Source organism: Aeromonas sp. SG16, from assembly GCF_024436135.1.
Classification (GTDB): Bacteria; Pseudomonadota; Gammaproteobacteria; order Enterobacterales; family Aeromonadaceae; genus Aeromonas; species Aeromonas jandaei.
Window position 1 is genome coordinate 1,067,242 of record NZ_JANFNW010000001.1, and the last position, 12,987, is coordinate 1,080,228.

A 12,987-nucleotide genomic window follows, 5' to 3' on the forward strand; every position below is an offset into this window, starting at 1 on the left:
CATGAAGACATTCGAAAGCCCCTACTGCGGTGCAGTAGTCATGGGGCTGGGCGTAGTCATGCCTCACCCCAGGCTCCCCGGTAAGTTCGTCCTACCCGGTGGAACCATCTGCGATCTGCAGCAGGCCGAAGCTGCGGCCAAGAAGCTCCACGAGCTGCAGGTAAAACCAACGCCTCTCAAGCCACGACTATGAGGAGCCAGGCAATGCATACAGACCCCAACAAACTGCTGGCTCTTGAGCGAGCACTCAACCAGATAGACCAACTGAAGGCCCGCCAGCCAGCGGGCTCATCGGTCACTCGCGTCGATCCTCGTCCTTCATTTCGCTGTAAAAGCATCGAGAAGGAGAACAGCCGGTATGTATACCGAACCCAGTGCCCCTATGTCGGGATCCAGATCAGCATGAGGGATGTGAAATAACCATGAACCGTGACGAAGAGAAGTCGGCCCAATAGCGGCTCTTCCATCACCCCAACCGGCGCTCCATCCTCCTGACAGGAGGGCCACGCCATGCATCAACTACAACTGATCGACCAAGACAGCCGGCTGCTGGACGACCTGGTAAACACCGTTATCTCCCCTACTCTTTCCCGCTCAGCAAAGCTCGCCGAGATCGGCCGCATCCTGGCTCACTTCGATCTGCCTATCGAAGCCCCCTCGATTAGCGGCCAACTCTGGAGCGCTACTGCGCTTGGCAAAGAACTGGGGGTGAGCGCCCAAGCCATCGGCAGGCTGGCCAACCAACACAATCTGAAGGTCCCTGAACTTGGAGAGTACCGCCTTGACCAAGCGGTTCACTCACGCAAGCAAGTGCAGACCTTCTACTACAACAAACTCGGGCGTCACCGGCTTGAGTCTCTTTTAATCGCGAGGACCACATGCAAAGAAATTACATCTATCCGTGCGCAAGATGGGTAAGGCCGCGTCTTTTTGAAGCACTGACAGGTATGACTGAAAAGGCAGCAGAGGGACGCCGCCTTAAGGGGGAATGGCCCGAAGGAATAATTTGGAAATATGGTCCTGATGGTCAGGTTCGCTACAGCATCGAGGAGTACGACAAGTGGGTAGAGTCAGCACAGTAGAAAACCACGCCTCGCTGATAGCGGGGCTGACCGGGATCGAGTTGCATGGCAACAAGATTCGGCTCTGCTTCAGCTACAAGGGGCGCCGGTGCAGAGAGACCTTGGATGTCCCCATCACGAAGGTAAATGTCAAATTCGCAGCGAACAAACTCGCTGCGATCAAACATGAAATCGCCCTTGGTAACTTTGACTATGCAAAACACTTCCCCAACTCCAAGGCGTTGGCCCGCCTGGGGGGGCGTACAACCACCAAAATGACACTGGCTGAGGCCGCTGTCGCCTTTGCTGAGAGCGCTGGGCCAACGATAGGCATATCGACAAAGCGCTCATATGGCAGCGCATTCAAAAGGATGACCGAGTTTCTCGGTCGCGATATGCCAATAGCTGACTTGCTGCCAATGCATATTGAGAGACTGCGCAACCAACTGCTCATCGATTGCCGGCCAAGAACAGTAAGAACCTATCTTGGCCATATCGGGAACCTGCTGAAATGGGCTGCGCGAAATGAGCTTGTTGAACGGGCATTCGACGTGCGAGTGTCCGCTGCCAGGCTGAACACCGAAAAGAGCGCAGACCCTTTCGAGCATTGGGAGTTCCAAAGGCTAATCGAGGTCACCACGAATCGGCAATTTAAGAACATATTGCTGGTCCTCGCCTACACCGGGCTCCGTCCCGGTGAGCTGAGGGCATTAAGCTGGGGTGACATCGATTTTGAGAAAAAGATCCTGCACGTGCGCCGAAACCTTACTCAGCAAAAGATGCAATTCAAGCTACCGAAGACAAACCGGACAAGAACAGTTCACCTTTTGCCTCCTGCGCTGAACGCGCTGCAGGATCAATTCAAGATAACTGGGGCACTTTTGGACGCAGAGATTGACATGCACCTACCAGGTGGCATGATCGTGCGCCAAACATTGCGCCCAGTCTTCCGACCAACCAAAGTTGTGCCGGACAGGCCACCTTTTTACTCTGGTGTTTTCCTGGTGGCCCCATGGCAGGCAGCAATCAAGAAGTCTGGGGTTCGTTATCGCCGGGCCTACCAACTTAGGCATACTTTTGCCAGTTGGAACATCACCGCTCACGGAAACCTTGCGTTCATAGCTGAACAGATGGGTCACAACTCTGCAAGAATGTTGCAAGAGGTCTATGGAAAATGGATCGAATCGGCCAGCCGAAGTGAGGTCGATTCTATCTGGAGTTCGATGCAAAAAAATGGGCATTTGCCCCAATAGCGCCCCCGAATTTTCAACCAGTGCAGTAATGCGCTGATAATTAAGGAATTTTTTAACACACTATGCTTAGCAGCAACAACATCACCATGCAGTTCGGCGCCAAGCCGCTGTTTGAGAACATCAACGTCAAGTTTGGCGGCGGCAACCGCTATGGCCTTATCGGCGCCAACGGCTGTGGCAAGTCCACCTTCATGAAGATCCTCGGTGGTGATCTGGAGCCCACTGGCGGTAATGTGAGCCTGGACGTCAACGAGCGCATCGGTAAGCTGCGTCAGGATCAGTTCGCCTACGAAGAGATGCGCGTACTGGACGTGGTCATGATGGGCCACACCGAGCTGTGGGCAGCCATCGCCGAGCGCGATGCCATCTACGCCAACCTCGAAGCCACCGACGAAGACTATATGAAGGCCGCCGAGCTGGAAGGTCTGGTTGCCGAGTATGACGGCTACACCGCCGAAGCACGCGCAGGCGAGCTGCTGCTGGGTGTCGGCATTCCGCTCGAGCAGCACAACGGGCCGATGAGCGAAGTGGCGCCGGGCTGGAAACTGCGGGTGCTGCTGGCACAGGCGCTGTTCTCCAACCCTGATATCCTGCTGCTGGACGAACCGACTAACAACCTGGATATCAACACCATTCGCTGGCTGGAGCAGGTGCTCAACGATCGTGAAAGCACCATGATCATCATCTCTCACGACCGTCACTTCCTGAACTCCGTCTGTACCCACATGGCGGATCTGGACTACGGCGAGCTGCGCGTTTACCCGGGCAACTACGACGACTACATGCTGGCCGCCACCCAGGCGCGCGAGCGCCTGCTGGCCGACAACGCCAAGAAGAAGGCCCAGATCGCCGATCTGCAATCCTTCGTCTCCCGTTTCAGCGCCAACGCCTCCAAGTCCCGCCAGGCGACCTCCCGTCTCAAGCAGATCGACAAGATCAAGATTGAGGACGTCAAGGTCTCCAGCCGCCAGAACCCCTTTATCCGCTTCGAGCAGGACAAAAAGCTCTATCGCAACATCCTGGAGATCGAAGGCGTATCAAAAGGCTATGGCGAGGCACCGCTGTTCAAGGGCCTCAACATGATGATGGAAGTGGGCGAGAAGGTCGCCATTCTGGGTACCAACGGTATCGGTAAATCCACTCTGATCAAGACCCTTGTCGGCGCACTGGCTCCGGATACCGGCACCATCAAGTGGTCCGAGAACGCCCAGATCGGTTACTACGCCCAGGATCACGCCGAAGACTTCGACACCGACCTCAACGTGTTCGACTGGATGGCCCAGTGGAAACAGGAGAACGAAGACGAGCAGGCTGTACGCTCCATACTGGGCCGTCTGCTCTTCTCTCAGGACGACATCAAGAAGCCGGTCAAGGTGCTCTCCGGTGGTGAACAGGGCCGCATGCTGTTCGGCAAGCTGATGATGCAGCGCCCCAATATCCTGATCATGGATGAGCCGACCAACCACCTGGACATGGAATCCATCGAATCCTTGAACATGGCACTGGAGCTTTATCAGGGCACCCTGATCTTCGTCTCCCACGACCGCGAATTTGTCTCCTCTCTGGCGACCCGCATCCTGGAGCTGACCGAAGATGGCATCCGCGACTTCGGTGGTACCTACGAGGATTACTTGCGCACTCAGGGCGTGGTGTAACCTCAGTCCTGCACAAACTCGCAATGAGAAACCGGCACTTATGTGCCGGTTTTTTTGTGTCCCATGTTTATGGCGACTGATATGGCTTACGGCTGTGCAGCGATCACTGTGAGCTGTGAGCTGTGAGCTGTGCTTGATTATCCCCCTCGCCCACAGATAAAAAACGGCTCCATCAAGGAGCCGTTTTCACTGGATTGAACTGACGATTACTCGACAGTCGCTTCCACGCTGGTGAAGTACTCGATCTTGGCTGCTTTGCGCAACTCGTCGATCAGAGACTTGTAATCCACCTGTGCTTTGCCCTGACCCAGCTGACCTTGCAGCATGGCAACCATCTTGGAAGGCTCGGCAGGTACGTTCACCTTGTCCAGCGCAACCACGACGCGGTCACCGTTGCTCTCGGCAACCAGTGCCACGCTCGGCTTGCCATCCTTGGGATGGGGCAGCGTGAAGGCTTCGGTAACCAGATTCTGATCCATCTCGCGATCGAAACGGGACACCCCTTTGTGGGTTTGTACCTTCAGACCCAGCGCAGCCAGATCGCCATCGATGCTCTTGCCAGCCTTGAGCTTGTCCAGCAGGCCCTGGGCCTTGCCACGAGCAACTTCACCGGCCTTGTCATGCTTGATGGCGGCAATCACCTGCTCTTTCACCTCGGCCAGCGGCTTGACCGCTTTGGACTTGTGACCGGTGATGTGCAGCACCAGCGCCTTGCCGTCAGCCAGCTCGATCACGTCGGAGTTGGTGTTGTCATCACGCAGCTGCTCGGAGAACGCCACGGAGAGTACCTTGGGATCGTTAAGCGGAGCAGGAGCAGAACCCTGGCTGAAGTAGTCGGAGGACTGTACCTTCAGACCCATGGCCTCGGCGGTCATGTCCAGCGAGTCCGGGTTTTCGAAGCTGTTGTCAGCCATCTTCTGCTGCTCGGCAAAGAAACGCTCTTTGGCCTTGTCGCTCTGCAGACGGTTGATGGTCTCTTCCTTCACATCGGCAAACGGCTTGGTCTGAGCTGGCTCAACACCCAACAGCTTGATGATGTGGAAACCGAACGGGCTCTTGACGACGGCGGAGAGATCGCCGGCCTTGTTCAGGGCAAAGGCAGCCTTCTCGAAGGACGGATCCATCACCCCTTTCTCGAACCAGTCCAGTTCGCCGCCTTTTTTGGCGGAGAAGGTGTCGGAGGAGTCGGCCTTGGCCAGCGCGGCAAAATCATCGCCCGCCTTGGCTTTGGCCAACACGGCTTCTGCTTTCTGCTCGGCCGCTTTCTCATCCTTGCCGAACGGGATCAGGATATGGGCAACATGACGACGCTCGGGACGCTGGAACAGGTCCTGATGCTGGTCGTAGTAATCTTGGGCATCCTGTTCGGTGACCTTGATATCCTTGGCGAGGCTGGTCGCATCCAGCAGCAGGTAGTCTACTTTCACCTGCTCGTCATTCATGAAGTGAGCGCCATTGGCCTTGTAGTACTGCTCCAGCTCGTTGTCGGAAACCTGTACGTCAGCCACGTAGTTGGCAGCCGCCAGACGCACCAGACGCAGATCGCGAGTCTGGTTGTAGAGCTTGTCGAGCTGCTCGGCTTCACCCTTGAGGGAGAACTCGGTACCCAGCAGGGCACTCATCAGCTGTTGGCGCACCATGTCCTGACGCAGGGAGTCGCGGAACATTTCGGGAGTCATGCCGGCACGACGGATCAGCTGCAGGTAACGATCATTGTTGAACTTGCCGTTCTCGGCAAACTCGGGCATGGCAACGATGGCCTGTTTGATCTGCTCATCGCTGACACGCAGACCCAGCTCGCGAGCCTTGCTGTCCAGCAACGCCTGATCGATCAGGCGATCCAGCACACCGCGGCGGAACTGCTTCATGTAATCGGGGTTCGCGGCCAGCTGGCTGAATGCCTCTCCCATCTGGGATTCCATGCGGGCACGCTCGTTGCGGTAGGCGTTCTCCAGCGCGGCTGCACTGATATCTGTGCCGTTGACAGTGGCGGGGGCGGTACGGGCCGGACCATTCAGGTAACTACCTACACCAGCCAAAGCAAAGGAGAGGATGATCAGGCCCAAGATAACCTTGGCTACCTTGCCTTGCGCCCCTTCGCGTAGTTTATCCAACATCATGTTTGTACTTATGCTCCCGAACTCGATGGGCGTAAATAATGAAAAGGCGCACCGATTGCGATGCGCCTTGGTCAATCAGTATGAGAGAGGACTCTCTAACCTGTCTGGTCTGCGACCAAGGACGGTAGCCGACATATCATCGGCGCCCGACTTAGTTGACCGCGTCTTTCAGGGCCTTACCGGCTTTGAAGGCAGGAACTTTACCAGCAGCGATTTCGATGGTCGCGCCAGTTTGCGGGTTACGGCCAGAACGGGCAGCACGCTCGCGTACAGCGAAAGTACCGAAACCAACCAGAGCAACCTGGTCACCCTCTTTCAGAGCTTCACCTACAGCGTCAATGAAGGCATCCAACGCACGGCCGGCAGCAGCCTTGGAGATATCAGCACCGTCTGCAATCTTGTCAATCAGTTGAGATTTATTCACTCTTATATTCCCCTTTTATCGAACACCGCTGCGGCGCTGATTTCCCTGGCCACAACAAGTGGAGGTTTTATAGCAAGCCTCCTGACCAGTTGCAAGTGACAATCTGGCGCAAACCCGCGCCACACAACGCATTGCGACTTATCACGAGAACCCGATCGGTGGTCAAGGCTACTTCCGTTATGGGATGCATGCAAGCCTTAACCACCCCCCGAATGCGCCAAATTTGCGGCGCATCAAAATTTACACGACAGAAACGCGCTCAAACCCTTGCGGATTGTCCTGCAACGCCAGTTCCAGCACCTCGTCTATCCAGCGAACGGGATAGATTTCAAGGTCTTGTTTGACGTTTGCCGGGATCTCCTCGAGGTCACGTTCGTTCTCTTTCGGGATCAGCACACGCTTGATACCACCACGGTGAGCGGCCAGCAGTTTCTCTTTGAGACCACCGATGGGCAGCACTTCACCACGCAAGGTGATTTCACCTGTCATGGCCACATCAGCACGAACCGGATTACCGGTCAAGCTGGAGACCAGCGCAGTACACATGGCGATACCGGCGCTCGGGCCATCTTTCGGGGTCGCCCCTTCCGGTACGTGCACGTGAATGTCACGCTTCTCGTAGAAGTCAGCATTGATGCGCAGCTTCTCGGCACGGGCACGTACGACAGTCATGGCTGCCTGGATAGACTCCTGCATCACATCACCCAAAGAACCGGTGTAAGTGAGCTTGCCCTTGCCCGGCATGTTGGTGGTCTCGATGGTGAGCAGGTCGCCCCCCACCTCGGTCCACGCCAGACCACACACCTGACCAATCTGGTTCTGGTCAGTGGCCTTACCGTAATCGAAGCGCTGCACCCCGAGGAACTCCTTGAGGTTCTCCTGATTGACCTGAACATGCTTGATGCTCTTGTCCAGCAGAATGCGCTTGACCGCTTTGCGACAGATCTTGGAGATTTCGCGCTCCAGACTCCGCACCCCTGCTTCACGGGTGTAGTAACGGATCACCCCGACCAGCGCCGAGTCCTCGATGGTGATCTCGGAGGCTTTCAGGCCGTTGCGCTGGATCTGCTTGGCAACCAGATGCTGCTTGGCAATGTTGAGCTTCTCATCTTCGGTGTAACCGGAGAGGCGGATCACTTCCATCCGGTCCAGCAACGGGCCCGGGATGTTCATGGAGTTGGAGGTGGCCACGAACATCACGTCCGACAGGTCATAATCCACTTCCAGGTAGTGATCGTTGAAGCTGTTGTTCTGCTCGGGATCGAGCACCTCCAGCAAGGCAGAGGCAGGATCGCCACGCATGTCCGAGCTCATCTTGTCGATTTCGTCGAGCAGGAACAGCGGGTTCTTCACGCCAACTTTCGCCATCTTCTGGATGAGCTTGCCGGGCATGGAACCGATGTAGGTACGACGGTGACCGCGGATCTCCGCTTCGTCACGCACCCCACCGAGGGCCATCCGCACATATTTGCGGCCGGTCGCCTTGGCGATGGACTGGCCCAGCGAGGTCTTGCCCACACCGGGAGGGCCAACCAGACAGAGGATGGGCCCCTTGAGCTTGTTCACCCGCGCCTGCACCGCCAGATATTCGAGGATGCGATCCTTGACCTTCTCAAGACCATAGTGGTCGGCATCCAGCACCTCTTGCGCCTTGCCCAGGTCTTTCTTGACCTTGGAGCGCGCCTTCCACGGCACCTGTACCATCCAGTCCACATAGCTGCGAACCACGGTAGCCTCGGCAGACATGGGAGACATCATCTTCAGCTTGGCAAGCTCGGCCTGGGCCTTTTCACGGGCATCTTCCGGCATGCCGGCCTCTTCAATCTTGCGATTGAGGGCTTCGAACTCATCCGGGCTATCTTCCAGCTCACCCAGCTCTTTCTGGATGGCCTTCATCTGCTCGTTGAGGTAGTACTCGCGCTGGCTCTTCTCCATCTGCTTCTTGACGCGAGTACGGATGCGCTTCTCGACCTGCAGCAGGTCAATTTCCGACTCCATCATCGCCATCAGGAATTCGATGCGCTCGGAGACAGAGACAATCTCCAGCACCTTCTGCTTGTCTTCCAGCTTGAGCGGCATGTGAGCGGCCATAGTATCGGCCAGACGCGCAGCATCGTCGATCGCCGAAATCGAGGTCAGAACCTCGGGCGGGATCTTTTTGTTGAGCTTGATGTAACCTTCAAACTGGCCGATGGCGGAGCGAACCAGAACTTCCTGATCCTTGTCGTCAATGGCCTTGGAGGAGATGTACTGGGCCTCGCAGACAAAGAAGTCCTTGTCGTCGATCATCCGCTCCAGGCGAGCACGCTGCCCACCCTCTACCAGCACCTTGACGGTGCCATCCGGCAGTTTGAGCATCTGCAGAATATTGGCCACTGTCCCGACGGTGAAGATCTCCTCCACGGTCGGCTCATCGGTTGACGCATCCTTCTGGGCCACCAGCAGAACTTTCTTGTCCTGCTCCATGGCCGCTTCCAGACAGCGAATGGATTTTTCCCGCCCCACAAAGAGTGGAATGACCATGTGGGGATAAACCACCACGTCACGAAGAGGCAGGACGGGAATCTCGATGCGTTCTGAACGCTCTAGGTTCATATATGTCCTCTCGGCTTGTTATACCGTTGGCAAAGCGCTTGGCTGAGTATATGGGGGCGCTCCAACGAGATTCAATCGTCTAAACCGCAAAAAGCATGAAAGGGGCAAAAAGCCCCTTCCATTTGATTAAAAATCAGACTGTTACTCTGATGCGGCAGCTTGAGTCTCGGGATTTTCGTAGATCATCAAGGGTGCGGAGTCCCCTTTGATCACGGTCTCGTCGATCACCACCTTGCTGACCCCTTCCAAAGAAGGCAGGTCATACATGGTATCGAGCAGCACAGCTTCCACGATGGAACGCAGACCACGAGCACCGGTTTTACGCTCCATCGCCTTGCGGGCGATAGCGTGCAGCGCATCTTCACGGAACTCCAGCTCAACCCCTTCCAGATCGAACAGCGCGGCATACTGCTTGGTCAGCGCGTTTTTCGGCTCTTGCAGGATCTGGATGAGGGCAGCCTCGTCCAGTTCGGTCAGGGTAGCCACCACCGGCAGACGGCCGATGAACTCGGGGATCAGACCGTACTTGATCAGATCTTCCGGCTCCACCTTGGCGAAGGTTTCGCTCAAGGAGGCCTTGGCATCCTTGGACTTCACCTCGGCGCCAAAACCGATACCGGTTCCCTTGACGGAACGCTGCTCTATCACCTTGTCCAGACCGGCAAAGGCACCGCCACAGATGAAGAGGATCTTGGAGGTATCAACCTGCAAGAACTCCTGCTGCGGATGCTTGCGACCACCTTGCGGCGGCACGGAAGCGATGGTCCCCTCGATCAGCTTGAGCAGGGCCTGCTGCACCCCTTCCCCGGAGACATCGCGGGTAATGGAGGGGTTGTCCGACTTGCGGGAGATCTTGTCGATCTCGTCGATGTAGACGATGCCACGCTGGGCCTTCTCCACGTCGTAGTCGCACTTTTGCAGCAGCTTCTGGATGATGTTCTCCACGTCCTCGCCCACATAACCGGCTTCGGTCAGGGTGGTCGCATCGGCCATGGTGAACGGCACATCCAGCAGGCGAGCCAAGGTCTCGGCCAGCAGGGTCTTGCCGCTACCGGTCGGGCCAATCAGCAGGATGTTGGACTTGCCCAGCTCCACACCACTGTTTTCGCCGCTGTTGCGCAGGCGCTTGTAGTGGTTGTAGACGGCAACGGCCAACACCTTCTTGGCGTACTCCTGCCCGATCACATAGTCATCGAGATGAGCGCGGATCTGATGAGGGGTCGGCAGCTCATTACCATCGCGCTTGGGAGAGATCTCGCGGATCTCCTCGCGGATGATGTCGTTGCACAGCTCGACACACTCATCACATATGTAGACGGAAGGGCCAGCGATCAGCTTACGCACTTCATGCTGGCTTTTGCCGCAAAAAGAGCAGTAGAGCAGCTTATCACCCTCACCCTTGCGTTTTTCTGTCATTCAGCAACCTCGTTTTATCAATAGAGGATGGGTCGGCCCGTTGAGTTTACAACAGACCGGGACACCCTGCTCAGCCGCGCTGAGTCAAGACACCGTCGACCAGACCGTAAGCGACTGCCTGCTCGGCAGACATGAAGTTATCGCGGTCGGTGTCGCGCTCGATGGTAGCCATATCCTGACCGGTATGGAAAGCCAAACGCTCGTTCAGGGTATTTTTGATCTTCAGGATCTCCTGGGCGTGGATCTGGATATCAGATGCCTGGCCCTGGAAACCGCCCAGCGGCTGGTGGATCATCACGCGGGCATTGGGCAGGCAGAAACGCTTGCCCTTGGCACCACCAGCCAGCAGGAAGGCGCCCATGGAGCAGGCCTGCCCCATGCAGACGGTGCTCACGTCCGGCTTGATGAACTGCATGGTGTCATAGATGGACATGCCGGCAGTCACGGAGCCGCCCGGAGAGTTGATGTAGATGTAGATGTCCTTGTCCGGATTCTCGGACTCGAGGAACAGCAACTGGGCAACCACCAGATTGGCCATGTGATCTTCAACCTGACCGGTCAGGAAGATCACCCGCTCTTTCAGCAGACGGGAGTAAATATCGTAGGAACGCTCACCCTTGGCAGTCTGTTCGACCACGATGGGGACCAGCGCATTGCTGGGAGAATCGGTCACATCGTTATAGTTCTTGTACATAAGGCATTGTCCCTAAAATAAAATGGCCCGAGTGGAGATCACACGAGCCATTATACTTAACAGTCTTGACCTTAAGTCAAATGTTCTTAGGCAGCGGCGCCAGACTTGTTGATCACTTCGTCAAAGGCAACTTCTTTTTCGGTCACTTGCGCTTTGGAGAGGATCAGGTCGATAGCTTGATCTTCGATGGCCAGGTTACGAACGCCGTTCAGCATCTGTTCGTTCTTCTGGTAGTACTCGATCACTTCTTTCGGATCTTCGTACGCAGTGGCCATGGATTCGATGATGCTGGTCACGCGAGCATCGTCAGCCTTGATTTCGTTGGTGCGGATCACGTCGCCCAGCAGCAGACCTACGCGTACACGACGCTCGGCCTGAGCCTGGAACAGCTCAGCCGGCAGCTCCGGAGCGTTGCCGCCCTGGAAACCACCGAAGCGCTGCAGAGCCTGCTGGCGCAGAGCGTCAATCTCTTGCGCAACGGCAGCTTTCGGCAGATCGATTTGGTTGGCTTCAACCAGACCGTTCAGAACCTGCTCTTTCACGCTGTTTTTCAGGGCTTGAGCCAGTTCGCGCTCCATGTTCTTGCGCACTTCGGCTTTCAGCTCTTCAACGGAACCGCTCTCGATGCCGAAACGCTTGACGAACTCTTCGGTCAGCTCGGGCAGGATCTGCTCTTCAACCTTGTTCAGCTTGGAAGCGAACTTGGCCGCTTTGCCTTTCAGGTTTTCAGCGTGGTAGTCAGCCGGGAAGGTTACTTCGATGGTGAACTCGTCGCCAGCTTTCTTGCCCAGGATGGCATCTTCGAAGCCAGGGATCATGCGGCCGGCACCCAGTACCAGGTTGAAGCCTTCAGCCTTGCCACCTTCGAACTCTTCACCGTCGATGGAACCGACAAAGTCCATGGTCACACGCATGCCATTGGCAGCAGCTACGTCAGCTTCAGCCCAGGTAGCGTGCTGCTTGCGCAGGGTGTCGATCATGTTGGCCAGATCTTCGTCCTTCACGGTAGCAACCGGCTTCTCAACCTTGATGCTCTCCAGACCGGCAACTTCGAACTCCGGGTACACTTCGAAAGTGGCGGTGAATTCGAAATCTTCGCCTTCTTTGATCTCTTTCGGATCCATGGTCGGCGCGCCAGCCGGGCTCAGTTTGTTTTCGATGATGGCTTTGATGAAGTTGTTCTGCATCATTTCATCGGCAACACGGGCGTGAGCCATGGCACCAAACATCTTCTTGATGATGGCAACCGGAGCCTTGCCAGGACGGAAACCGTCGATGCGACGGGTTTTGGCCAGGCCGTTCAATTCTTTGCGCACAGCGGCGTCTACGGTAGCAGCCGGTACAGTGATGGTAAGACGGCGTTCCAGACCCTGGGTTGTCTCTACAGAAACTTGCATTCTTCTACCTCGTTCAACTCAGCACTGTGTGCTGACCCTTTATTGCCTCCGGGCAAAGCCGGAGTCTTCCTGTTTATAAAGACAACAATATGTCTTTGTGATGAGAAAATATGACGCGGCATTATAGCGGCGCACTCTGGTCGAGTCGAGCCACACAACCCCCACATTGGGCGCCGCAGAGGCACAATTCGTGCAAAAGTGCTCTTTATATGGGGAGTTGCAGCCCGAACTTCAACTGGCATTGCGCGATATTTTTGCGCTTGCTCACCTTTTTCTGCGCAAATTTGCCTGAAACGCCGATCTATTGGTCAATATCCGGCAACTGAATACCCGCTGCCCATAGGTGGTATCACGACCCAGGTTGACCGGCCC

11 protein-coding genes are annotated in these 12,987 nt (G+C 56.2%); 5 read left to right on the forward strand and 6 right to left on the reverse strand.

What is annotated here, in order from left to right; genetic code table 11:
* Nucleotide 1: 1 nt before the first annotated feature.
* The 5 genes from NOM67_RS04800 (at nucleotide 2) to NOM67_RS04820 (ending at nucleotide 3,969) form a co-directional block, all read left to right on the forward strand.
* The gene (locus NOM67_RS04800) at nucleotides 2–193 is read left to right on the forward strand and encodes a hypothetical protein (protein ID WP_124241185.1); all 192 of its coding nucleotides are present in this window, start codon (nucleotides 2–4) and stop codon (nucleotides 191–193) included.
* 11 nt (nucleotides 194–204) lie between these two features.
* Nucleotides 205–420: a hypothetical protein gene (locus NOM67_RS04805; RefSeq protein WP_255934289.1), complete on the forward strand. Its 216-nt coding sequence runs from the start codon at nucleotides 205–207 to the stop codon at nucleotides 418–420.
* A gap of 90 nt (nucleotides 421–510) precedes the next feature.
* Complete coding sequence (locus NOM67_RS04810) at nucleotides 511–918, forward strand: hypothetical protein (protein WP_124241186.1); 408 nt, start codon at nucleotides 511–513, stop codon at nucleotides 916–918.
* Between the two features lie 142 nt (nucleotides 919–1,060).
* Nucleotides 1,061–2,314 (forward strand): site-specific integrase, encoded by a 1,254-nt coding sequence (locus NOM67_RS04815; protein WP_255934290.1) that lies wholly within the window; start codon nucleotides 1,061–1,063, stop codon nucleotides 2,312–2,314.
* A gap of 62 nt (nucleotides 2,315–2,376) precedes the next feature.
* On the forward strand, nucleotides 2,377–3,969 hold the full coding sequence (locus NOM67_RS04820) for an ABC-F family ATPase (protein ID WP_208736207.1): 1,593 nt from the start codon (nucleotides 2,377–2,379) through the stop codon (nucleotides 3,967–3,969).
* A gap of 206 nt (nucleotides 3,970–4,175) precedes the next feature.
* Here NOM67_RS04820 and ppiD read toward each other — a convergent pair whose 3' ends face one another.
* The 6 genes from ppiD to tig form a co-directional block, all read right to left on the reverse strand.
* The gene (gene ppiD / locus NOM67_RS04825; RefSeq protein WP_255934293.1) at nucleotides 4,176–6,089 is read right to left on the reverse strand and encodes a peptidylprolyl isomerase; all 1,914 of its coding nucleotides are present in this window, start codon (nucleotides 6,087–6,089) and stop codon (nucleotides 4,176–4,178) included.
* 151 nt (nucleotides 6,090–6,240) lie between these two features.
* Nucleotides 6,241–6,513: a nucleoid-associated protein HU-beta gene (gene hupB, locus NOM67_RS04830; protein ID WP_005315375.1), complete on the reverse strand. Its 273-nt coding sequence runs from the start codon at nucleotides 6,511–6,513 to the stop codon at nucleotides 6,241–6,243.
* A 240-nt stretch (nucleotides 6,514–6,753) separates the two neighbouring features.
* Entirely contained in the window at nucleotides 6,754–9,108 is a 2,355-nt protein-coding gene (gene lon / locus NOM67_RS04835; RefSeq protein WP_041207531.1) for an endopeptidase La, read from the reverse strand.
* A gap of 141 nt (nucleotides 9,109–9,249) precedes the next feature.
* Nucleotides 9,250–10,524, reverse strand: coding sequence for an ATP-dependent protease ATP-binding subunit ClpX (gene clpX / locus NOM67_RS04840; protein WP_033113123.1), 1,275 nt, complete (start codon nucleotides 10,522–10,524; stop codon nucleotides 9,250–9,252).
* Nucleotides 10,525–10,594: 70 nt separating this feature from the next.
* A complete protein-coding gene (gene clpP / locus NOM67_RS04845) occupies nucleotides 10,595–11,218 on the reverse strand; it encodes an ATP-dependent Clp endopeptidase proteolytic subunit ClpP (protein WP_033113124.1) in 624 nt (207 codons plus the stop codon).
* An 86-nt stretch (nucleotides 11,219–11,304) separates the two neighbouring features.
* Nucleotides 11,305–12,615: a trigger factor gene (gene tig / locus NOM67_RS04850; RefSeq protein WP_041207530.1), complete on the reverse strand. Its 1,311-nt coding sequence runs from the start codon at nucleotides 12,613–12,615 to the stop codon at nucleotides 11,305–11,307.
* Nucleotides 12,616–12,987 lie beyond the last annotated feature (372 nt).